The sequence below is a fragment of the Psychrobacillus sp. NPDC093180 genome (assembly GCF_044754065.1).
In the GTDB taxonomy this organism is placed as follows: domain Bacteria; phylum Bacillota; class Bacilli; order Bacillales_A; family Planococcaceae; genus Psychrobacillus.
In genome coordinates this window covers 156,223-180,469 of the sequence record NZ_JBIVOJ010000002.1, presented here as the reverse complement: position 1 = coordinate 180,469, position 24,247 = coordinate 156,223, and the positions used below count along the sequence as shown (strand labels likewise).

At 37.0% G+C, this 24,247-nt stretch carries 21 protein-coding genes; 1 reads left to right on the top strand and 20 read right to left on the bottom strand.

The features are described from left to right. Window positions 1-11: 11 nt before the first annotated feature. From ACIP9W_RS04005 to ACIP9W_RS03925, 17 genes are all read right to left on the bottom strand, one after another. Complete coding sequence (locus tag ACIP9W_RS04005; RefSeq protein ID WP_400786297.1) at window positions 12-650, bottom strand: YesL family protein; 639 nt, start codon at window positions 648-650, stop codon at window positions 12-14. Window positions 651-717: 67 nt separating this feature from the next. Then, window positions 718-2,991: a heparinase II/III domain-containing protein gene (locus tag ACIP9W_RS04000; protein WP_400786296.1), complete on the bottom strand. Its 2,274-nt coding sequence runs from the start codon at window positions 2,989-2,991 to the stop codon at window positions 718-720. Between the two features lie 36 nt (window positions 2,992-3,027). Further along, window positions 3,028-4,452, bottom strand: a complete 1,425-nt coding sequence (locus ACIP9W_RS03995) for an extracellular solute-binding protein (RefSeq protein ID WP_400786294.1) — start codon at window positions 4,450-4,452, stop codon at window positions 3,028-3,030. Between the two features lie 77 nt (window positions 4,453-4,529). Continuing rightward, a complete protein-coding gene (locus tag ACIP9W_RS03990) occupies window positions 4,530-5,588 on the bottom strand; it encodes a dienelactone hydrolase family protein (RefSeq protein ID WP_400786292.1) in 1,059 nt (352 codons plus the stop codon). A gap of 14 nt (window positions 5,589-5,602) precedes the next feature. Beyond that, window positions 5,603-7,423 carry a ligand-binding sensor domain-containing protein gene (locus ACIP9W_RS03985; protein WP_400786290.1) on the bottom strand — a complete coding sequence of 607 codons (1,821 nt, stop codon included), beginning with the start codon at window positions 7,421-7,423 and terminating at the stop codon, window positions 5,603-5,605. 22 nt (window positions 7,424-7,445) lie between these two features. Next, window positions 7,446-8,681 carry a DegT/DnrJ/EryC1/StrS family aminotransferase gene (locus ACIP9W_RS03980; RefSeq protein ID WP_400786288.1) on the bottom strand — a complete coding sequence of 412 codons (1,236 nt, stop codon included), beginning with the start codon at window positions 8,679-8,681 and terminating at the stop codon, window positions 7,446-7,448. A 15-nt stretch (window positions 8,682-8,696) separates the two neighbouring features. Beyond that, complete coding sequence (locus ACIP9W_RS03975; protein ID WP_400786285.1) at window positions 8,697-10,376, bottom strand: polysaccharide deacetylase family protein; 1,680 nt, start codon at window positions 10,374-10,376, stop codon at window positions 8,697-8,699. Window positions 10,377-10,813: 437 nt separating this feature from the next. Next, window positions 10,814-11,950 carry an ABC transporter ATP-binding protein gene (locus ACIP9W_RS03970; RefSeq protein WP_400786282.1) on the bottom strand — a complete coding sequence of 379 codons (1,137 nt, stop codon included), beginning with the start codon at window positions 11,948-11,950 and terminating at the stop codon, window positions 10,814-10,816. Window positions 11,951-11,966: 16 nt separating this feature from the next. Beyond that, a complete protein-coding gene (locus ACIP9W_RS03965; RefSeq protein ID WP_282242793.1) occupies window positions 11,967-12,824 on the bottom strand; it encodes a carbohydrate ABC transporter permease in 858 nt (285 codons plus the stop codon). Further along, window positions 12,821-13,732, bottom strand: a complete 912-nt coding sequence (locus tag ACIP9W_RS03960) for a carbohydrate ABC transporter permease (RefSeq protein ID WP_400786279.1) — start codon at window positions 13,730-13,732, stop codon at window positions 12,821-12,823. Before ACIP9W_RS03960 ends, ACIP9W_RS03965 begins: the two co-directional genes overlap by 4 nt. A 57-nt stretch (window positions 13,733-13,789) precedes the next feature. Next, window positions 13,790-15,109: an ABC transporter substrate-binding protein gene (locus tag ACIP9W_RS03955; RefSeq protein ID WP_400786276.1), complete on the bottom strand. Its 1,320-nt coding sequence runs from the start codon at window positions 15,107-15,109 to the stop codon at window positions 13,790-13,792. 244 nt (window positions 15,110-15,353) lie between these two features. Next, the gene (locus ACIP9W_RS03950; protein ID WP_400786274.1) at window positions 15,354-15,791 is read right to left on the bottom strand and encodes a VanZ family protein; all 438 of its coding nucleotides are present in this window, start codon (window positions 15,789-15,791) and stop codon (window positions 15,354-15,356) included. Between the two features lie 46 nt (window positions 15,792-15,837). Further along, on the bottom strand, window positions 15,838-16,284 hold the full coding sequence (locus tag ACIP9W_RS03945) for a VanZ family protein (protein WP_400786271.1): 447 nt from the start codon (window positions 16,282-16,284) through the stop codon (window positions 15,838-15,840). A gap of 209 nt (window positions 16,285-16,493) precedes the next feature. Then, complete coding sequence (locus ACIP9W_RS03940; RefSeq protein WP_400786269.1) at window positions 16,494-17,816, bottom strand: ABC transporter permease; 1,323 nt, start codon at window positions 17,814-17,816, stop codon at window positions 16,494-16,496. After that, window positions 17,813-18,472: an ABC transporter ATP-binding protein gene (locus tag ACIP9W_RS03935; RefSeq protein WP_400786266.1), complete on the bottom strand. Its 660-nt coding sequence runs from the start codon at window positions 18,470-18,472 to the stop codon at window positions 17,813-17,815. Before ACIP9W_RS03935 ends, ACIP9W_RS03940 begins: the two co-directional genes overlap by 4 nt. Before the next feature lie 205 nt (window positions 18,473-18,677). Next, entirely contained in the window at window positions 18,678-19,817 is a 1,140-nt protein-coding gene (locus tag ACIP9W_RS03930; protein WP_400786264.1) for a hypothetical protein, read from the bottom strand. A gap of 446 nt (window positions 19,818-20,263) precedes the next feature. Then, on the bottom strand, window positions 20,264-20,929 hold the full coding sequence (locus ACIP9W_RS03925) for a CAP domain-containing protein (RefSeq protein ID WP_400786261.1): 666 nt from the start codon (window positions 20,927-20,929) through the stop codon (window positions 20,264-20,266). A 483-nt stretch (window positions 20,930-21,412) separates the two neighbouring features. Between ACIP9W_RS03925 and ACIP9W_RS03920 the strand changes: the two genes are divergently transcribed. Then, entirely contained in the window at window positions 21,413-21,964 is a 552-nt protein-coding gene (locus ACIP9W_RS03920) for a helix-turn-helix domain-containing protein (RefSeq protein ID WP_400786259.1), read from the top strand. 134 nt (window positions 21,965-22,098) lie between these two features. Here the strand turns inward: ACIP9W_RS03920 and ACIP9W_RS03915 are convergent, their stop codons facing one another. The 3 genes from ACIP9W_RS03915 to ACIP9W_RS03905 are packed head-to-tail and all read right to left on the bottom strand — an operon-like array spanning window position 22,099 to window position 24,239. Then, on the bottom strand, window positions 22,099-22,749 hold the full coding sequence (locus ACIP9W_RS03915) for an amino acid ABC transporter permease (RefSeq protein WP_400786256.1): 651 nt from the start codon (window positions 22,747-22,749) through the stop codon (window positions 22,099-22,101). 13 nt (window positions 22,750-22,762) lie between these two features. Next, on the bottom strand, window positions 22,763-23,398 hold the full coding sequence (locus tag ACIP9W_RS03910) for an amino acid ABC transporter permease (RefSeq protein WP_400786254.1): 636 nt from the start codon (window positions 23,396-23,398) through the stop codon (window positions 22,763-22,765). A 34-nt stretch (window positions 23,399-23,432) separates the two neighbouring features. Then, window positions 23,433-24,239, bottom strand: a complete 807-nt coding sequence (locus ACIP9W_RS03905; RefSeq protein ID WP_400786252.1) for a glutamate ABC transporter substrate-binding protein — start codon at window positions 24,237-24,239, stop codon at window positions 23,433-23,435. Window positions 24,240-24,247: the final 8 nt, after the last annotated feature.

Sequence of the window (24,247 nt, the reverse complement as noted above, 5' to 3'; positions counted from 1 at the left end):
ATCTTCATTTCCTATTTATTCTCACTTGATGTTTTGCTCTTTTCTAAAATAACAAACATTTTGTGAGAAATAGTCATCAATACAAGGCTTATAAGACTACCTCCGAAAAATGGTAGTAATCCTGGGATTTTAATCATTAAATAGTATGGAAAATAAAATCCAAGAACCATGAATATAGAAAACAATGGATTAGAAAGAACAATGAGTAAACAGTTTCTAAAATATTGTTTTATAGTCAATTTATAATGAACAAAAACGGGAAATGCATAAAGCAAGGCAACGATATAGATAGCCCCAAGCATAAAAAAGAACAAAGAAACGAGTAGTGCCCACAGAGTCGGAATACCACGGAAAAATTGTAGATCTACGTAAATTATTAGCCCAAGAATAAGCCATAGATAGCCGTATTTGTTTGATCGAACAAATTCCTTTTTATACTCATTTTTAAAATGAGTAAAAACCTTTAATTCTTCTACCTCACCTTGCGTCCACTTTCTTAGTACAGAGAACATTGCTACTGTAGAAGGAAAAAATCCTAAAATTCCAAAACCAATGAGTATTCCCATTAACCAAAGAATATTTAGATACGCAAGCTTAAAAGCCCAATCCATATAGTGATATAGAGAACCTCTCCACCCTGAAAGTTCCATGTTAACCACCCTTTATAAATACATAATATGAATCTCATCATCCTGTTGAAATTCGAGTTAATTTAAATTAAATAGTTATATCTATCTCATAAATTCCAGGAGACAAATTTAACTCTAGTATTCCTTTTTCAGTTTTGTAGTCTGGTAAATGCTTTTCATCATTTATTACTAAGCTTGTGATTTCAGGAGTTTTTAACCAAAACTGTGTATCTTTTAAAACTTCCAATTGTAATTGAGAACCTCTATTATTCGAAAGATAAGAGATATTAATGGCTTCAGTAGATTGGAAAATCGTAATTCCTTGCACTTTTAACCAGCTTCCATTCACGACAGAAAATTTACTTGGCATATTATCCGCAACTTGAAAGGAAATCCATCCTTGTTCACCTTGAAGACCAATTTCTTCATTCGAAGTTGTTTGCCAAAATGACGCTCTCGCCTCATTTAGAAGAATATAATCTATCATACTTTTTCGATTAACTTTCATATAGAAACGTGATTCATCTTTTGTTATTGAATACTCTAATTCGTTTTGTGAAACTTCAGGAACAAGTATTGTTATTACATATTGTTGTTGCTCATTATCAATAGGTACTACTTGGAGGTATGGTCCGTAATCTTCTGCTCCCTTATGAATCTCCACACTTTTGGTTGAGTCTTTTGGATAGCAACAGTAAAGTGAAGCGGAAGCCGCGTCTCCTACGAACTTTATATGCGTTTTTTCTGTCATTTCCCCAGGAAGTATGTTCTCTTTGCTTGCATAGATTTGGGCATTTGTATGAAATAGAAAGCTGAGAACACTATTCTTATCCTTTTTTACTACTTTATCTACGATTACAAAATAACATTTATCTATGTGTAGAATTTTCCGTTCCCATTGTGAAATATTGCCGTCATAAGTATCGGCTGACTCACCTACTACAAAGGAAAAATTATCGGAAGTATACCAGTCTACAAATTTACTTTTCCCTAATTGCGATTGTCCTTTTCCGTCCACAAGCATACTATTATGTCCTATTGTTCCAATGGTAAAATCTCTTCTAGAGCCTTCTACGTAGTCCTGATATCCTGGATTCGTTAGTAACCATTCACCCGCAACATGTAAAACAAAATTATTCTGGTCAAAATGATTATGGTTCTTTGCCGATTGACTAGAATTGAAGGCTAAGAGATGATCATTTTCCATCCATCCACTTCTAAGACAAGCCCAGCCTATCGTTGAAAATACATGAGAGTTTTTATTTTTATAATATTTATCCGGTTCTAACGGCACTGGAATATTATTTGCATTAAGCAATGTCTCCAAATGACTCTCTGCGAATTTATTCATGTACCAACTTGCTATGCGGTTCTGATTTTTAGAAGCTATGATTGCCATGAGATAAGAAATATCCAAGCTATAAAATGAGTCAGAAAAGTTCACAAAGCTCGATTTTCCACCAGTTCCAAGCGTATATATAAAAATATCCGGAAGAAAACGGAAGTATGGATGTTTGAGAAATTCGTCGTGTCCCGTCGAACGGTGGTACGTATCAACCGCCATCAAGATATGCCTTGCTGCTACATTTAAATACAATAGTCCTTCAATATCAGAATCCATCATCCTGTTTTCTAAATAGTTTTTAATATAAGTGCAGGAATTAGAGATAAACGGTTCCACTTCCTCACTATTATCACTATCTAAGATGGAAAGCGATCCAATAAGCATGGCAACCCGCTTTGAAGCAATAATATTATGGCTATCATGATCGTTAAAATCACTCTTGAATGGCTGTAACCCTTTTGTTAGGATTGCATTTTTAATCATATTTTTCTCTGAGCTGTCCAGTGTATGGAAGATTGCATCGTATCCTATTGCTGCTCCTATGGTAAAATGAGCATTGCTTAAATTTCCTTCGGCACCTCGGTATGGAAACTCAAACCACCTTGTAAACGAGGATAGTGCAATGAGATACTCCTTCACTTTTGTAGCGAACCTTTTTTCCTTTGTCATTCCAAAGGCAAATGATAAAATCCTAATTCTTTCCTCAACAGCTCGAGAATACATCGTCCAAAAAGGGTAATCAGTATATCCAGGCGGATCTCCGATAGGTTCTAGCTGTACTAGCGGTAAAGGAATATCCAGTTGGACCGTACAACTTGGATACAACACCGTGAACTCTTTTTCGACCACATATAACTCTGCTAGTTCTAAGCTCTTATTCCACATAGCTTTAAAATCAATTCTACTTCCTCGTTCGCTCTCTTCTATTCTCGCTTTAATGTCTACTATTTCTTGTTCGTTAAATAAGATTCTGGGATTTGGTTTTAGCTGCTTTACATGTTGAGCAATTTTTTTCACTAGTACAGCCCTCCTCAGATCACGACTTAACCGTTATTAGTTGACTATTTTAATATTATTTAGAAGCTCCTCAATACGTTTACATGTATCCTCTGCTTTTTCCATATTGGCCCAGAAAAATTGCATTTCACGTTCGACTAATTCAAACTCCTTAATAGTCAAGTGAAGGTCTTTGATAGTCTTAGAGGTTCCCATTACTTCTTTAAAAGCATTATATTTATCAGGATGAATCCCTGGTTGTAGAAGGTTATTATCTTCTGCAACTACGCGAAGCATTGGAATTGTACATCCATTTTGCTTGAGTAAAGTTTGTGCTTCTGTACTTACCATAAAGCTAATAAGTGCTTGCGCTGATTCCTTCGCCTTGCTAGTTGCACTAATTCCTAAAGCACCACCCAAGAGAAGAGTTGACGGCACCTCATTTTTAGGAGGCGGTAAAACATCCCATTTTATCTGGTGGTCTCTAAATTCATTCATAAAATAATAGGTCGTCAAAATCATAGCTGCACCTTCTCTCATAAAGAGATTTTCGGCTAACTCATTACTTCCATGAGAGAAAATTGGAGAGACCTGATGCTTATACATTAAATCTCCGCAAAATTTTAGTGCTTCGATATTCTGTTTGCTATTCATTACGGATGAAGATTGATCATCTGCGATGAAAGCACCTTTATTTTGCAAAAGGAAAACCGGCCATCGATTTGTAGAAGACGAAAAACAAAAGCCATATTCGTTAATTAGACTGTCGTCATCTAAACCTTTCGTTGTACGAATTGATAAATCTAACAAATCATCCCAGCTATCTATCTGAAAGTTTTTCGGGATTCCTGCTTCTTGGAAAATTCGTCGATTGTAACAAATCATTACTGGTGAAAATACAAATGGAGTTACAGGAATTGTCTGATTATATGTAAACATTTCAAACACTTGCTCATAACTATCCTTTTCCAAGTCGATATGCTCCGGTAAATAAGGATCAAGCAAATCTAAAGAATTTGTTTCTATTAATTCGCGAAAGTGATAGTCGGATACGATGAATACATCTGGTCCACTTCCATGCTTTAAAGATTGGGACAGATTGTAAATGTACTGGCTATTAGGCAATATTTGAAGGTTTACTTTAGTAAACGGGTTGAGTTGCTCAAAACGCTTAATAATTTTTCTAATAATTTCAATCTCATATGAATTGGAAAACCAACCTAGTGTAATGGTTTGTTTCTGCGTTTCTTTCGGTATAGTTACTCTGTTCCCTTTACCAGGTATTTTTTCGATTAGTCCTTCCTCGACAAGCTCTGCCAAAGCATTTCTAATCGAAACTCTACTTAATTCATAAACCTTACTTAATGTATTTTCCGGTAAGATAAATTCCCCCGGCTTAATCTTGCCTGAAATAATTTCTTCTTTTAATTCATGTAAAAATTTGTTATAGCGATTTTCAAATAAACTCTTTCTTTTCAGCAATACCTACAGCTCCCTACCAATTGATTGGCCTATTTTAAATGTGAACTTAATGTTTTGTGAAATTTTGTATGACAATTTCATAACCATTTATCCAGAAAGGAATAGGCAAGTTGACGAATCTCCACAGGGAAATCATGTCCCGAGTTTCCTATCAAGGATCTAAATCTTTCTCCTTCTCCCATCCACTCGTATAAGGAATTAAGCTCAAATAATCCAGTAGCTGCAGGCTTCCAATGAGGAAATATATGGTCATTTTGGCCCATCCACAGGAAAAAGGGTGTTGGAGCAACTAAGGCGGCAATTTCGGTAAACTCAAATGGAACAACGCCCTCATCTATATAGTCACTGATCTTAGGTATATGGCTGAACCACTCCCTACTGCCCCAACGATGCTTCTCAGGATCTTGCGTAAAAAGTGAAAGCCCACAACTACAAACCACTGCCTTAACCCTTTTGTCTATCCCTGCAAGAAAAAAGCTATTGTATCCTCCTAACGAATGACCAATCGCCCCTATTCTAGAGCCGTCTACTATGCTCAGTTCCTCCAATAAGCTTATTCCTTGTTGATGATCCACTAGCATTTTAGCGACAGCTGACCATTTGGGATAACTCTTATAAAACGAGGTTGTTTGAAACGCCTTCTCGTTTGGTAATATTCGTTCTCCTGCTGTTATTGTATCTGGAGCTAAAACAACGTATCCTCTTTTTACAAGTTCCAGTCCATATCGTCTATTCTCCCTTCCCATTACAGTACTAATGTCTTCTTTTCCATTATCGCTCGTGGGATGGAGGGCAATTACACTTGGAAACCGCTTACAAGAAGGTGAGTACAATAAATGAAGGACATCATTTTCTGTTACTAAATCAGCTTCATCCAGAAACTTTGGTACTAATAGGTTGGCCGGTACCGTATCCTCATAAACTGTGGAATAACAAATCTTAATTAGGTAATAGTCAGTATGAATCTCCCAAGAGTTAATTTTAAAACTTGTTTTAACCAAAGAAGGAATTCCACCTATACATTCCATCCAGACTTTTAGTAAGTTGGCTTTTTTTATTTTCCAATCGTCTCGATCATTCACATTATGTAGTAAAGGTGGAGCACCATCTTGCAATAGCGCTTTTAATGAATACATATCTGTTTTCCTCCCTAATTTCCCCCCGTTTGGATACTACATAAATGACTCCCACTACCATAATAAATCCGATTATTTTTATGAACAATCCCACTACTTGCCCTCATGGGAAGTGAATGAATTACGGTCGGTTCTGCACACCGCTCTTTTAGTATCTCTATACTAAGCAATGTATCACTAAGGAGACAATAGAGAGTACTCGCTTGTAAATCAAAAGCAAAACTGTTTCGTACTATTTGACCCCAGTTGGATAAGTCTTTATAAAAAAGTATCTGTTGTGTATATGGATTACACACAAAGTAAATACCTTGTTCGGTAAGACAATGTACACGGTCGAATGAATCGACAAAGATTTGTGTAATTTCACGAGCACCTTCTATTGGAACAAACCTATTTTTGAGCTTATAATTTTCCCTGTCTAATAGATATAAATGTCCTTCTTTTTCTCGTGACTCTGCTCCTCCAGGTGTCTCAACACTTGTTCCTCCAACGATATCACCAGAGCTTAATTCACCAAGACTAATGGTACTTTGGTTAACGACTAACTTTTCATGTGTTAATAATTCATTTTTCTCTTTTTTTACATGATAAATTCCTAGTGACCCACCGACCATTCCGTAACCTGGAAAACCGCCCCAAACAATATGCTCTTTATCCTTTAAAGCAATGGCACAGCGCGGTCGATGAATACTTTCTTCCTGCAATATTAATTTTGGGTTTTCCCTCTCGATGAGTTTCTTAGCAGTATCAAAAACATATAGCTTTCCCCCTGCATAGGCTGTGCCAATTAGTAGACTCCCATGGGAAGCATAAGCTGCAATATTGCCACCCTCCCCATTTTCAATTACCTCTCCACCAAAATTTGTAGTCTCGCTAGTAGAGCAATCAAATCGAAAAAATTGTAATGGGTGCATAGAGGTGCCATATATATAATCATCTGGTCCGAGATAAATAGTAGATAATTTCGCTCCGTCCGAAGTATAGCTAAATTTTATACACTTCCCTTGGCCAGTTTCCTTGTGAATAAGATGTATTAATCCTTCAGACAGGCTGTAACTTTCTATTTGATAGTTTCCCTCTCGATATCGATGTATTCTGTGAAATCCGGTTCCAGAATAATAAGACAAGGACGGTGGTTTTTCACCATCGATCTTTTCAAAATCTCCATTAGAAAACTTCATCCACCGGGAAGAACTACTTGCATCTATATGTCCGTATACCAAACCATCTTCTCCCAAAAAGACATAACCAGTTCCCTTTTTCCTTTGTGATTCTGAGATAAGGCTTTTCTTCACACCTCTTTCCATATGAAAGGCAACAATATTTTTGTGCTCAGTACCAATTCCTATATACGCCCACCCAGTTTGATCAATAGCTATACTCCCCGGATACTTTTCCGTATGGTCCATTGAACCATAATCCACTATCTCTTTTGAATGAGGGGAATAGCAAAGTAAATGGCAATGAGGATACGAAGTAAAATAAATATTGCCCAGGAAATCCTCCGCAAAGCTAAAGCCAACAATTTCTTCCCTATTTTCAATCGTCTTATAATAAATAAATCGCTCTAAAAAAGGATCCAATACCATGAACATATTTGCTGCGCCAGTATAAAACATTCCATTGCTACTAAACGAAGAATAAGGGTATTCTACGTTGTTTTCAGGAAAGAATACTTGTTTTGTAGTACCATTCTCTAGATTGACTATAATGACAAAACCCTTGGCCGCAATAACGAACCTATAGTTCCCCTCTGCATCTATACAAATGGCTGCCGTTCTCTCTTCCTCTGCTGAAACAGGGATACCATAGTCATGAAAAAGATTATTATGCAAAGTGACCCTCCTTTCGAAATAGTTACTTATAATAATAGGAAGTAACTTTATCGATTGCAGCAATCATATCTTCTATATCTTGATCTGTATAGAATTCATTGATATTCAATCGAATTGCTGTTTCTAAAATATTCTCGGCGTTTGGACAGATTCCAAGTGAGTAATCATAGAAACCCAGATCAAAGGGATAATGACTATTTATATAGGCATGTTTTTTTTGGAATAAGGGCTGTGCATATAACACCTTCGGAATATAACCAGGCATATTCGGAATTCCTTCTGCTGCTAAAGCTTTTGAAAACTCTTCTCTGGAGCAAGAAAACTGTTCTAGATCCAAAGTGAGCATGTAAAACCAATAGCTGCACCAACCTCCCTCAGTAACTTCCATAGGATTGATGCCCTTTATAGTACTCAGTCCTTGTTGGAACCTTTCGCCTAATTCATTTCGTCTTGTACAGATCCACTTAAGCTTTTTCAACTGTCCTATTCCAACTGCTCCTTGCAGCTCGGTCATACGATAATTCGGGGCTAAGTATTCTAAATCCTTTACTACGGATGTTTCTTGTCTTTGATAATTTTTATCTGCAAATGCATGTGCAGTATAATAATCTGATTCTTCCCCTGAGTTTATCGTCACAATTCCTCCGTCACCGGTAGAAATATGCTTGAAATCATTTGTACTAAAACAGCCATAATCGCCAATTGTGCCCGTTAGTCGTCCCTTATATGTCGTCATATAGCTTTGGGCACAGTCTTCTATAACCTTTAGACTATATTTTTTGGCAAGCTCCATAATCGAGTCCATATCACAAGGATTACCAGCTAAATGCACAACAATTATAGCCTTTGTCTTAGAGGTTATTTTTTTTTCGATAGATTTAGCCGTCATAGTGTAGCTATGCGGATCCAAATCAGCAAAGATTGGAATAGCATTTTGATAAAGAATGCCAATCACTGTCCCCTGGTCTGTAATAGGACTTGTAATCACTTCATCTCCAACCGTAACACCAGCTGCTCCTAGTGCGACGTGTAATGCTGCAGTTCCAGAAGACGCAGCAACACTGTACCTCACTCCATAAAGACTATTAAAATCCTTAAGAAATTGCTTGACTTTATCTCCGAAATGATAGAATAATGTATTTTGCTCCAGTGCCTCTAGTAATTCCTTTGCTTCCTCTAACCCAAAGCGTTGCCCTTTCCCAAAGGATGTAGTTTTGACTTTTGGTCCACCGTTTAAAGCTAATATAGTTTCCTTCATTCATAAGTCCTCCAATTAGGAATCTTTCACTTTAACCTGCTTAAAGCTGATGCCAAACTTTTTAACTATTTCTTCCCCATCTGCTGTATGCCCTTCTAGCAAAGGAATAAGGAATACAAAATCATTTACTCCATCTAGACCTGTTGCTTTAATGCCACCAGAATGACTAATTCCGTTTATCTCCACCTTCCGACGAGCCCGCTCCCAATCATTGATCTGCTTACTGGTCCAAAAAGTAAATCCCTGACTTCTAGCAGAAGCTATTACATGAACTATGGCCTCTAGCACTTTCGGTTGATGATAGATGTGATATTGATGGAATAGAAAATGCGCTACTCCATTTACCATTTTCACTCCATCTAGGAATGGCTGAATCACACTTACGTCCGACAATGTATTATGATTTAAGTCTTGAGTTAAGAAACCAATCTCTAGAACATCATATAATCTATTTTTTTCATCCGACCAGGCAATTGGAAAATATGGCTGACAGGTGCCAAAAAGGAATCCAATATTTCCTTTTTTACTTGGCCCTCTTGTTTGATCCACTTGTATCCCATTATTTTCACACCAAGTGAATAGTTCTCCCCAACCTTCAAAACGGGTATAGTGGTTTTTATTTGAAACAATATCATCTGTTTTTGTCGCTGTTTTAACCCACTGTAATTGTTTTTGAAAAGCTTCCGCTGACCAAACGCCTTCATCCTGTTGTAGAGCATTATAATGAAGCGCGATTTCATGACCGTCTTTTTTTACTTGTTCATAAATCGAAGGACTGTATCCTGGCGCTATCATGCACCAAGTAGATTGAACATTTTCTGATTTCAATGTGTCCAATGTAATTTGTGCAGACTCATCTACATTTAAATCACTATCATGGGAAATCAAAGCTATATGTTTTATACCAGCTGGCCATTGATCTAGAAATGCGATTGTCAGACCTTTTTCTTGAATTTTTTTTGTAAGATGTTCCATTATTACTTCTTTCCATAAGTCTGCATAAGGATGTGAAAAATAAGGCATTCCTGTTTCTGTATGCTCTCGATCTAAAACCCAATTCAATTCAAAGCCATCTTCCGCCTTTAAAATGTCTTCATCCAAATTTGCAGTACCATCCGGGGCTGGTGTCCCATCTTGAAAAACAGGTTGTATGCCTTGTTGCAGTCCAACTATCGTTTGTGGAATTGCAATAGACCAACGTTCAATAGTCCCAAGTCCATACTTAATCTTTTGTAATGCGGATGCCCCTTCCCACGTTTTTGCTTCATCAACAACAGAGCCTACTTCAGTAACTTCAAACTCTTCCTCTTGTTTCCAAGGATCTACATAAAGAAAACGTAAAGGTATAGATTGGTTAAAGATGGCAGATAATTCTGCGTAGCCCTTTTGAGAAGGAAACATTTTAGAAAAACCTAATTTCTGCCTAACAAATTCTAATCCCCCATATGAGATGACCGTTCCACCTGACTGAACATACTCTAATAATTTCGTGCCTACCACTTCGTTATCACCAGTATGGACTACTATTAGAATGTCAAATGAATCATAAGCATCCAATACATCTACTTTTTCATAGGGAAGTCTATAATGATCAAGAATTTCAAATAAAAATAACTCAAAAAGATTGATGCCCTCAGACCATCTTACCTCCGCATCATCCTTATCAAAAAGAATACCGATTTTGGCCATTTCCATATACCCATCACCCTTCGAAGCACAATAGTATACGTGTAATAGACATGTATACTATTGTGTATAATCAAACATATTCGTTTAAATTGAGAACAATGATTTTTCCCATTTATAATGCTTTCTAAGGTGTTATTAATATCTTATAAAAATACTAGTATAGAAAATACAGACATGTATACGACATGTATTTTCGTTCATTATAGATATAATTTTCTAAATAATCAATATTTATTTTTGATAATTATTGATGACTGAAAACTTGTTCTAGTGCATGATACAACTTAAAAATTTAAATTTTATGGCTGAACATCCGAATGATTTTATAAAAAAGTATTTTCTTTTTTTCATTAAAGAGAATATACAAATGAATATTTAAAACGCCAAAAGCCCACCTTTTCAGGCGGGCTTTTGACGCTTGTTTATTTATAGGAACCCACTTCTCACACCGATATTTTTTCCAATAGCCTCTCTTCCGACTTAATCCGTCGACCGCTCTCCTCATCGAAGAAGTGGGCACAGTCCATCTCAAAGCCAAGCATGACTTCCTCACCTGGTGAAACAATCGTACGTGATTCCACCTGAGCAATAAATTCTTGTGTACCAATGGATGAATAGAGAAGCATATCCGAACCGGTCAATTCCGAAACCACAATTTTAGCAAGTATATGCTCAAATCGTGGATCACCCTTCAGACCAGTTTGCATTTTAATATGCTCCGGACGGATTCCCATGACAATCGTTTCTCGATCATAGCCTTGTCCTTTTAAAACTGCTAGCTTATCTTGTGGTACCTTTAGGTCGATCCCTTCTGAAACAAAGCGGTTTCCTACTATTTTTCCTGAAAAGAAATTCATAGCGGGTGATCCGATAAAGCTTCCGACGAATACATTTTCTGGATAGTCATATACAGTCTTCGGAGTTCCAACCTGCTGGATAATACCGTCTTTCATAATGACAATGCGGGTAGCCATCGTCATTGCTTCTGTTTGATCATGCGTTACGTAAATAGAAGTTGTTTTCAGACGTTGATGAAGCTTGGCTATTTCTGCGCGCATTTGGAAACGTAATTTCGCATCTAGATTCGATAGTGGTTCATCCATTAGAAACAGTTTCGCCTCGCGAACGATGGCGCGTCCTAATGCGACACGTTGCTTCTGCCCACCGGAAAGTGCACTAGGTTTTCGTTTCAACAAATCCTGCAAACCTAAAATTTCTGCCGCTTCCCTCACTCGTCGGTCGATTTCTTTTTTATTGGTCTTCCGTATTTTTAGTCCAAATGCGATATTGTCATAAACAGTCATATGCGGATAGAGTGCATAGTTTTGAAAAACCATTGAAATGCCGCGATTTGCAGGAGGAACATCATTCATCAGCTTATCGTCTAGAAAAAACTCTCCTTCTGTAATCTCTTCAAGCCCGGCAATCATCCGTAGCATTGTCGATTTCCCGCAGCCTGATGGTCCTACAAGTACGATGAACTCCCCATCCTTCACATGTAAGTTAAAATCAGTTACCGCATTCCCTTTTATCGCTTTATCGTATTGTTTGTTAATATTTTTCAACAGCAACTCAGCCATTTTACTTCCCCCATTCTTATGATTTTCCGCCTGATTGTAAATTGATACCTTGTATAAAATACTTTTGGAAGAAGAAGAACAGGATGACAACTGGTAAAAGTACAAACAATGACCCTGCCATCAAGTAATTCCACTGCGTGTTCATCTCACCTTTAAACACTTGAAGTCCTAATTGAAGCGTATATAAATTCTCATTATTCACATAGAGGAGTGGTCCTAAGAAATCATTCCAAGCTCCATTGAACGAAAAAATCGCCACGGTTGCCATTGCAGGTTTTGTCAATGGAATGCCGATCTTTCTCCAAATATAGAAATGACTTGCCCCTTCCATCTTGGCCGCTTCAATCATTTCATTCGGAATCGTCATATAGAACTGGCGAAGCAAAAATATATTAAATGCACTGCCGAAAAAAGCGGGTACGACAAGCGGCAAGTATGTATTAACCCAGCCAAGCTTTGAAAATAGAACGTACTGGGGAATAAGTGTCACGAAACCCGGTATCATCATCGTCGATAGGACGATGGCGAACAAAACGTTTCTTCCTTTAAACGGTATCTTTGCAAATCCATATGCAACAAAAGAGTTGACAATCACTTGCCCGATTACAACCAATATAGTAATAGTCAGCGTATTGATCGTGTACAAATCAAACGGCGCCGCTTCCCAAGTTTTCAAGTAATTCTCCCATTTCCAATCGGTAGGGAAGAATGTCGGTGGGAAACTCATCACTTCCTTCATCGTTTTCAATGAAGTAGAAATCATCCACCAAAGCGGAGAAAGGAATAATAGACTACCAATACACAATAAGATGAAATTCGCGATCTTCAGTACTTTCTTCCGATTAGTCATACTTGCAAAATAAGCATCCTTCATTTTTTCGCCTCCCCTTCATAATGCACCCAGCGAGGAGCGAGTTTTAGATTGATCATGGTTAGTACAAAAACTATGAGGAACAGTACCCATGACATAGCCATTGCGTAGCCCATATCAAATACTTTGAACGCTTTATTCCACATATAGTAATTATAGAATAGTAGCGAGTTGACAGGACCTCCACCGCCATTAGTCATGACATATGCCTCCTGGAAAATCTGGAAGCCGCCGATGAGACTCGTCACTACATCAAAAAAGATAACCGGTGTAATCATAGGTAATGTAATATAGCGGAATTGCTGAAACGTGCTCGCTCCGTCTATTTCTGCTGCTTCATAAAGAGACTTCGGCACGCCTTGTAGACTTGCCAAATACAAGAGCATTCCACCGCCAACACTCCAAAGCTTCATTAAAATAAGCGAAGGCTTCGTCCATTCAGGATCAAACAACCAATTCGGGCCCTCAATGCCGATCCAACCGAGCATCATATTTATTAACCCTGTGCCAGGGTCGAGTAATTGCATCCAAAGAAGATAAACACCTACACCCGATAAGACGGCTGGTAAGTAATAGATGGTACGGAAAAAGCGAAGTCCTGGTACATCTTGATTGAGTAGAACAGAAAGGAAAATAGCTCCGATTGTTGTAAGAGGAACAGAGAAGGCTACGTAATACAACGTATTGTAGAGGGACGTCCAGAACAGTTGGTCATCCACAAGTAACTTCTCGTAATTTCGTATCCCGACAAAATCCATCTGGGATGTAATATTATAATTGGTAAAACTGGCACCCAAAGAAAATAACAAAGGTCCTGCTGTAAAGATAAGAAAACCGATGATCCAAGGAAGGATAAATATGTATCCAACAAGACCTTCCTGCCGTTTAAAATGTAACTTTCTCTTTTTCATTGAACTATCCCCTTATGTATAGAAAAGGAGGAGAGCATTTCTGCTCCCCTTTTATCTTTATTGGTTTTCATTTACTAATCGTTCTACTGCCGCTTGAGCATCCTGCAATGCTTGTGTAGGAGTTTTCTTTCCTAGCATGACATTATCTATTTCCGGATTGATAAGAGCCGGAAAATCTGGTGCTTGTAGAGGTGTCGGTGTTAACAAAGTATTTGGCATGTTATCAACAGCCATCTGATACACAATTCTATCCTTCTCCGACATTTCTTCACTCTTAGCAGTTGCCTCTGCAGCTTTGATGTTCGCTACATTGTCATAGTTTTTGACAGCCCAGTATTCTTGCGCATCTTGATCCGTCAAATATTTGATAAACTCCCAAGCTTCCTCTGGATGGCTTGAACCTTCTGGGATTTCAGCTACAAAACCGCCTCCCCAGCTTGTATGACCATTGCCAGGCTCACTTTCTGGAAGCATTGCTACGCCAAAGTCTAGTTCAGGAGCATAATCACGAATTTGCGTATTGAATGTTGGAGTGTTGACAAACATCGCCAATTTACCTGTAAAGAAAGGATTTGACTGCTGACTGTCTATTTGCGATTTATATGAGTTAATAACGTTATCGCCGTAACGCTCCTTCCAACCTAATAACCAATCCAACGTTTTACGATTTATATCTGTGTCCACTTCGACATTTCCTTTTTGATCAACAACGTTTTTGCCGGCAGCGTTCAACATCCAAACGTCATAGTTAATACCAAATAGCGGATAGAATCCTAAACGGTCATATGTATCGCCGTTCTTTTTGTCTAATTTTGTTGCGTATTCTTCTAGTTCAGCCCATGTTGTCGGTGGCTTTTCTGGATCTAGTCCAACTTCTCTAAAAGCCTCTTTGTTGTAATAGAGAATACGAGTATCTGTATTGAATGGAATTCCATATGAATCTCCTTCATATAAAGTAGCTTCCCATAGTTCCGGATAGAATCGCTCAGAGATATCATCCTTCTCTAGAAATTGTGATAAATTCATTGCTTGTTTCTTTTGTCCGCGAAGCGCAGTTGCATTAATATCATTAATGACAACATCTGGTGGATCACCGGCTGCTATGGACGCAAGCTCCTTCGTCCAAATATCTCCCCATGGAACGAAAGTATGTTTTACAATAATTTCATCTTGTGAGTTATTAAAATCCTCGATAATCTTTTCGATGACAGGCCTTCTAATCTCTGACCCCCAGAAACTCCAAAAATCGACGACCACCTTACCTTCTGCTTCTGCCTCCAGAGCAGCGCCATTATCGCCTCCAACCTGGAAGCCTGCGCAACCTGAAAGAAGCAGCATCACAGCAACTAGTGAAAACAACATTCCCTTTTTAAACAACTCTTTCTCCTCCTTCAGGATATATAAAAAAATACATACGCCTCCCTTTTCCCTCTTAATCTGACAAATAAACTTATTTTTCTCAAAATAGTTTATTAGTCTTTCTATGACTCTCTGTTTCTCCCTGTTTAAAGCACTAAATGTAAATTTCGAGATAGGCCTATAGTATTTCTATCAACTAAAAAAGGCCATTCATCAATTTCTCGATGAATGGCCTTTGAATAGAAATATTGAACACCAACAACTATTCTCTTCCCAAAAACGTCCTCCTACTCCGTTCACTTCGCTTCATAGAACTCACACTAAAGAAATAAGCAACCATGATCCCAACAAAATCTATTCCAACATCCACCAATCTACCATTTCGATTAAAATAGAGCTGAAGAATCTCCGTAAAAACTGCGAATGTTCCGGTTACTAAAAGAGCAAGACCCACCCGCTTCCACCATCGAAAATATAAGGTATACAACAGAGCAAACGTCATCATATGACCTGTTTTTTGTATGATATAAAATTGGCTTGTTAACTCAATATCACTCGTTATGAGTAGATCAAGGTAATTGGGAGAAGATTCAAAGCTAAACTGGACAACTTGGTCATACAAAAAGATATAAGCATCTGATGTAGTTGTCGCAATAAGAATCCAAGCACTCCACAAAATAGTAAGTAGAGGGTATATCATGTGGAATCATCCTTTCTTCGCATTCGCTTCCGTCCCTGTCCATAGCCTACCCATCTACGCGAGTTCGAAACAAAATCGCGACATAAATACCAATTCCAACAAATGCACCCGCACTATCTATTAGCACATCTCTCATCTGTGCCCCCCTCCCGGGAACAACAAGCTGATGCAATTCATCCGAGATGGCATACAATATGCAAATGAATAATGCCAGTATACCCGCTTTATATCTGTCTACTCCACTTAAATGCAAGGAACGTATAACAAGCACACCTAGCACTAAATAGATAAAAAAGTGAGCATTCTTTCGAACGAAATGATTTATGTTTCCAACAAGAAAGTCCGAATGAGGAGCAACTTTTTCTACCGCCGTAACTATGACCTCGGTTATCGCTGTGCTTAACTCGTTAGACTCACTAGCTGGTTGATGTGAAAAATAAAAAATTAATGCCACCCATAAAATAACTGCTATGTAGGTAATAGGTTTATTCATCTCTTCGTCTCTCTTCTATAATTAACCATATAATAATTCTACTATATCAGATAATTTTCTTTTCTATCTATAAAGATTTATTATTCTGTAAAATGAATTCTAATAAAATGAATAAATTATCCTTAACGAGAGAGAAAACCACACGAACACGATAAAAAAAGATGATGCCTCTATGCATGGCATCATCTTTTTTAGGAAACACACGCTCTTCACTCAAAGCGCAAAGCATTACTAGGTTTCATCCTTGCCGCTTTCAAAGCGGGATAAATCCCAAACAAACTACCTATTCCAAAGGTTGTATACAATGCAAGCTTTACTGCCCACATCGGTAGCACTAAAGCAAATATCTCGATATTATTATTCCATACCTCTATAAATGCATAGCCGAGTCCAATGCCGACCGCTCCGCCAATGCAACAAAGAAGTAACGTCTCAAAGAAAAATTGTCCCATTATTTCCGACGTTGTGGCACCAAGTGCTTTACGAATGCCAATTTCACGCGTCCGCTCTCGTACCGACATCACCATAACATTCATAATTCCAGTTCCGCTGATCAATAAGGCAGTTACAGTTATTCCGAACAGCATTACCTGTAAGATAGAAGTCACCTTGCCTAATGCGCCAAGCATCTGATCTTGCTTCACAACGCTGAAATCTATTTCAGAATGTTGAGCTTTTATAGCGTTAAATACTGCTCCATCCACTTCATCTACCGCTTGAATACTTGCAGATTCAACAATCATTTTCGTTAAATTTTTCATATCTGTCGTTGCTAGTGCTGTTTCAATCGGCAGCATAATATTATTGTCCGTACTAGACCCAAGTGTCGCATTTGGTGCAAGCACCCCGATTACTTCATACGATTCTTCATTAATCGTTACTTGTTTTCCAACTAATGACGTCTCTTCAGCTGAAGCACTTTCCCCTAGCAACTTGTCCAATACTTTTTTCCAGATTGGTTTCGTTTGTTGTGCTTCACCGGAGCTCCCTTCATCCTCCATCGGTACCTCCTGTTTACCAAGCAACGCCTCGTGAATATTGTTACCAAGGACAATTACTCTTGCTTCTTCTGCCTGTTCTTCCTTTGTAAAAAAACGACCTTCAGAAAGATTCGCATGCTGAATCCGACTGTACTGATCGCTTGTTCCGACCAAAACAGACTGCACATTTCTTTCATCGTATTGAGCAATAGTGATCGTCTCTAGTTGAGGTGTCACTGATTTTACATTCGGCACACCTTCAATTGCTTTCGCATCATCATACGTCAGTGTACTCGGAACATTTGTCAGCCCACTCAATAAATCCTTTTGTCCATTTGCCGTATCCAAGACCCTTCCAGGTAATACTAGAATCTGCTCGGCTCCAAGACTGCCCATTTGCTTCATTAATGTATCTTTTACACCTATCGCAATCGCTGTCAATACAATGACCGCAAACATGCCAATCACTACGCCCATCATGGCAGATAATACACGAAAGCGATTGGACCACAATCCATAGCAAGCAAGTTTAAATGCAGTAAACAATTTCATACAAGCACTCCATTCTGCAAGTGTAGAATGCGGTCCGCCCGCTCTGCTACTTCGATGTCATGCGTTATAACAATAATTGTTGCACCATTTTTATGTACACGGTCAAACAAATTTAATATGCTTTCCGTCGTTTCCTCGTCCAAGCTTCCCGTCGGTTCGTCTGCGAGTATTAGCCCCGGCTCATTTACGAGTGCCCTTGCAATAGCCACTCGCTGTTTTTCCCCTCCCGATAAGCGATCCGGTTTTTGATTTTTCTTTTCGGAAATTCCCATTTCATCCAATAGTGCTAGTACACGAGCTTTCTTTCTTCTTAAACGTTTTCGGCCGTACGTTAAAGGAAGCAATACATTTTGATAGACCGATAAATTGGGTATCAATTGAAAGTGCTGAAAAACAAAACCGATTTCTTCATTGCGCAAGCGTGCACGTCGCCCTCGACTCATCTTATGTACCGATTTCCCTACCAACTCATATGTACCTGAATCCAACAAGTCCAGTGTCCCAAGTAGGTTCAACATCGTGCTTTTACCAGACCCAGACTTCCCCATAATCGCCACGTACTCTCCAGGCTCTACACGCAAATTCACACCACGTAAAATCTCCGCCTTTCCACTTCCCGAACGATAATACTTCCGAACATCACGAAGTTCAATCATCCAATAACCTCCATTTCCATAAAAACAGGTTTATCTTTGTAAATTTCACTATCTTCGGTTTTCCTATCCTCTTTTCCATGATTCGACAAACCTTTTCATAACCCTTGTAAAAATGAAAAAACGGCACTATACGACCATGTAAAAAACAGCCGAATATGTCATTCGACTGCTTTATTGATTAATTCGTTTTTAGCTTACCTATTAATTATTGAAATAAGATCGTGAAATCTACTGTTAAATCAGCACCATTATTCACGGTAATTGGAAGAGTGATAGTTTGACCTTTCAAGTCTTCCAGTGAATCTGTTCCTGTAGGAAATTTAGAGGCAATAAAATCAGCCGCTTCTTTAGATGTTGGATCGAACCCATTCACCTTCGTTAATCCTAGTTCTTTTATAAATGATTGGTAGAATCCTTTTCCTAAGAAATCTACAACCCCCACATCTTTCTTAACGACGATGATTAAAGAATTGGAAGCACCTGTTGCAGCTGTAATATTATCAAACTGGCTAGCATTTAATGCCTTTACTAATGTACCAACCTTCTCATCTAATTTTTGTTGAGGAGTAGCTGTAGCTTCACCAACTGCTACTTTCACTTTCGCCACCTCATCTAATAAGGCCTTAATAAATGTATTAGATGCAGCATTTGGTAAACGGTCCAATAAAGCTTCTACTTCTCCAAATTCTTTTTTCGCTTCAGCTTTCTTACCAGCATCTAAAAAGTCATTAATTTTTACAAGTGACATGTGAATAGTTACAGGTACCATCATTTCATCTCGTTTTGCATCAGCTGGTTTTTTATATCGTTCTAATAGAAGATCGCGTGCCGCTTTACCAGAGAAACGGTATAAAATCGCTGTTCTTCCTTTTAGTTGATAGGAAAGCTTGTGGTACGCTGTATCCACTGCCGCAAAGTCATTTCTTGCTTGAGCAGCTTCTAACTCTTTCATAATCGGTACTAAGTATTCAGTTGCATAGTTATAGGCATCAATATAAGGAACCAATCCTCCCGAAACCTTTTCGCTATACAAACCATCGATTTCTTTTAGCTTTGCTTCCTTTGCAGAAGTTGATAGCTTGGAAGTGACAACTGCTTTCCTCGCAGCTTGATAGTTTTTCTTTGCACTATTTAATGCAGGGTATAGTGCACTACTTGATACAAGCTTCTCTTCTAGTGATGGATAAACATAATGTGTCGTTGCTTTGTTCAATTCTGCCTTTGTTTTATTTACCGCTTGATCCACTGCTGTATTGGATGCCCCTAATGCAGCTGATGAAAATGATAATACCGATGTTGTTAATAATACAGCCGCTGTTGTTTGCTTGATAAAACGTTTACTCATGTTTCTCCTCCTCTTTTTGGGTGAAAATCTTCGCACAATTAACATTGTATTCTAGCCAGTTCATATTGATACTAATTTAAGGGACTTTTCACGTATCCAATATACGAGAGTACATCCACTTCTATGTAGCCAACTCTTTTGATCTGCCAGAACTTTTGAAACCCCTACAACATCTCAAAGCAGTTCCTCTTTTTTCGATAAACTTCCCCCACTTCTCTTTTTGCCATAGATAGGATGAATTATTTCATTTTTCCTATTATTTAACCCTATTACCCTCTTAATCTTTTCTTTAAACCTCTTTTATAATAAAATTTAAATTATTTCTAAAAAGCTTGATTTCTCAAGGGTGAACACACTATTAGAGACTCGATAAAATGATAGGTAGTCGGAAAAAAGTCACAAAAAAAGTTTCCGCCAATGACGGAAACTTTTTTCCTACTATTATTTTATTTCCCAATAAATTGTTGAGTCCAGTAGTAACCACTATCTGATAGTCCTACTCCGATATGTGTATAAGATGGGTTCAGGATATTTGCTTTATGTCCCGGAGACTTCATCCATGCGTCCATTACTTCTGACGCAGTACGTTGACCCATTGCAATGTTTTCACCTGCTGATTTATACGAAATGCCTAGAGATTTCATTTGGTCAAATGGTGAGCCGTATGTTGGACTAGTATGAGAAAAATAATTTTTGTTTTTCATATCTTGCGATTTTGCTTGTGCTGATTCCGTAAGCTTTGCATCTATTTGCAATGCTTGAAGTCCTGCTTTAGCACGTTCACTATTTACTAAATCTACAACTTGCTGAATTTCAGAAGAAACCTGTACATTTTCTTTATTTTGTTCTGCTGGTGGCTGTTGCTCTGAAATAATTGGTTGCTCAGCAGCTGGCGCTTTTTCAGCTTCTACATTTTTCGGTGCTGCATTATTGCTGTCATTCTTAAAGTTATATTTATATTGATATGGAGATTTCCATGTTTGTGTGTCATAAGATTTTGCTGTTGAAGTGGTATTTGCATTTCCAGTAGTCATAGATGCCTCAGCAGCGTGTGTAGAAAATAGAATGCTTCCTGCAAGTACCCCAACTAGTAATGAATAACTTTTTTTCATTATTTTTTTCCTCCTTCTTGTGCTCCACTAGTATAAACATAGAATAGGAGAGTTTTTTACTACAAAATATACCAAGGAACCCAGTAAGAAAGAAAAAACTATTTATACCAACTGTTCTATAACAAAAAACATGGATATATTATCCTCTAGATTTAATAATTTCATCTCAAATACTGTTGACAGTAATGAAGAAACTCCATAATCTCCTTTTTTCTGATTCAAATATATCTCATCCTCTTTTAATACGTTTGCCGCCAATCTATATTTCAAAGATTCAATATACAAAAGCAGCTTCTTACTTTATTTCATTAATAATTTTGGAGTTATTATATTACACAGTTACCAGTTCAAATAGATATTTCATTTTCAATAATATTGAATTACAGTAAAATGTGCGAAATTTTCATTACACTTCATTAAATATTAATGAATTTTCTTAAGTAATACTTTATAATTAAATTATAAAATATAAAGGAGTTCAATATGAAAGATGTTGGTAAAAAAATTAGAGAGTTACGTATTCAGAAAGGTTATACACTAAAAGACATTGCCGATAAAACAAATCTTACTAGTAGTTTCCTTTCTCAATTGGAAAGATCTAAAACATCAGTGACACTGCAATCTCTATCTAAAATATCTAAAGCTTTAGGTGTAACACAAAGTTACTTCTTCACACAGCAAGAAAAACAAGAAGAAAATAAACAAATTACACGTCATAAAACACACCTAGATGTAGAAATTCACGGAACTAATTTCATTTATAAGACATTATCCGGCAATTTACACAACCAACTCTTTGAACCTATGCTTGTTATTCTTTTACCGGCAGAAAAACAAATTCATCAACCATCTACTCATGAAGGGCAAGAGTTTGTATATATTTTAGAAGGCACATTAACTGTCATGATTGAAGATTCCATAACTGCGTTGGAAGCCGGAGATAGTTTCCACATTGAATCAACCACACCACATACATGGTACAATACTACATCTAAAATCGTAAAACTTCTTTATGTATCTTCTAACAGTTACTGAAATAAAGGTATGTTTAAGTACTTTTATTTCATTCAAATTTTTAGACTATGTAATATTTGAAATACTAAAAAGCTATGACCATTTATAAACAAAAAATAGGTCATAGCTTTTTTAGACACGAGTATATTCATCTATTAAATTTGTTTGAGCTCAAGCTTTTTTGATAATAAGGATAATGAATAGTTTATCAAAAAGTAAGTCAGTGCTACCAATATTATAATGGGAATAAAATAATTATAGCTTTGCCCATAAATAATCTGGCTACTCCGTGTTAACTCAGGCAATGAAATTATTACAGCTAACGAAGTATCTTTAACTAAGGTAATAAACTGACTCACAATTGGCGGAACCATTCTTCTAAACCCTTGTGGAATAATTATATGCCATAGAGTTTGAAATGTGTTTAATCCGGTTGATAATGCGGCTTCCTTTTGTCCCTTCTCTATAGATTTTAACCCACTTCTAACAACTTCGGAGAACATTGCTGAATGAAATAATGTCAAGGCTACTATGGCAGCATTTACTGTAGATAGTTTTATTCCTACCTCGGGTAAAGCAAAATAAGTAAAAAATATTATTAATAGAATTGGTAAATTTCTTATTATTTCTATGACAAACATTAACAGTGGGGAGAGTAACTTAATATTTACGTATCTTATTATTCCAATTAAAGAGCCTATGAAAAAACTAAGTATAATAGAGATTAAAGCTACTTGTAATGTGACTAACAATCCTCTAAGTAAGAATATTATATTAGCTAGAGAATATGCTTCCCAAATATCCATCTAGCTCACCCCCTCAATTATTTAAACTCAATTTCTTCTCTAACAATTGAACACCAATACTTATTGGTATTGTTAATAGAAGATAGAATACACCAGCAAATATATACACATCGAATATTTTATATGTTTTTGAAGCTATAATGTCTGAGTAATACATAAGATCGAAACCTGCTACTACTGCTATTAACGATGAGTTTTTTACAATATTTAAAAACTGATTACCAATTGGGGGAATTACTACTCGAATTGCTTGAGGCAAGATAACATTTCTCATTGCTTGACTATAATTTAAACCAGTAGAAAGTGCGCTTTCCAATTGTCCCTTCGGAATGGAAAGTATACCAGCTCTTATCGCTTCGCAAATAAGTGTAGAATAATAAATTATTAGACCTAAAACTCCAGAAATAAAACCATTCAAGCTAAGACCAATAAAAAAGAAGAAGATAACAACCAACAATGGAATATTCCTTATAAATTCAACATATGCTGCCGCTATACCATTTAACAACTTATTGGGATAAATTCTACAAACAGCAATAAATGTACCTAAGAACATGGCTCCCATTATGGAAATTAGACTAGCAATCAATGTATTTTTTATCCCTAATAAATACAAATCATAGTAGTTTGTCAATATAGTCAAATCCATTTTTGTTATCCCTCCTAACAAGCACCAAGTTTAATTACCTTTTAATCCATTTATTAAAAATTTCATCATACTCCCCAGTCTCAACCAACTTTTCTAGTACTCCATTAATTGCTTCTACAAACTCTTCATTTCCTTTTTTAACACCGATACCATAAAAATCATTTGTGAGCGTTTCTCCAATTAATGTATAATTAGGATCTTCATCTGCCATGCCATATAAAATTGCATCGTCAGTAGTCAATGTGTCGCCCTGACCACTTTTTAGTGCAGAAAATGCATCAAAATACGTATCAAATTCAAGTACTTGAACATCACTAACCTTTTCACGGATCAAATCTCCAGATGTAGCCCCCTTGACTGTAATAACTTTTTTTCCTTCCAAGTCATCAATACCAGTTATTTCGCTTCCTTTTTTAACTAATAACGATTGACCCCCTTCAAAATATGGATCAGAAAAATCAATTACTTTTTTCCGCTCATCTGTTATTACCATTGTTGCAATAATCGCATCAATTTCATCATTTTCTAAAAGAGGAATACGTGTTTTAGTATTTACTTCTACGAATTTTACCTTGTTTTCATCACCTAGAATTTCTTTTGCTATAGCTTTTGCTATATCAATATCAAACCCTTCAATTTCTCCAGTAGATGTATTCTTCAAGCCAAATAAGCGTGTATCTACTTTTACTCCAAAGGTAATTTGATCTTGTTTTTGTATCCGATCCATTACCAAATCTGTATTATTATCTGTTGAATTCGCAGAACTAGTATCTTCAGAACACGCTACTAAAATCATTGCAGCTATAAAAACAAACAATAATAACTGAATACTTTTATACATAAATACAC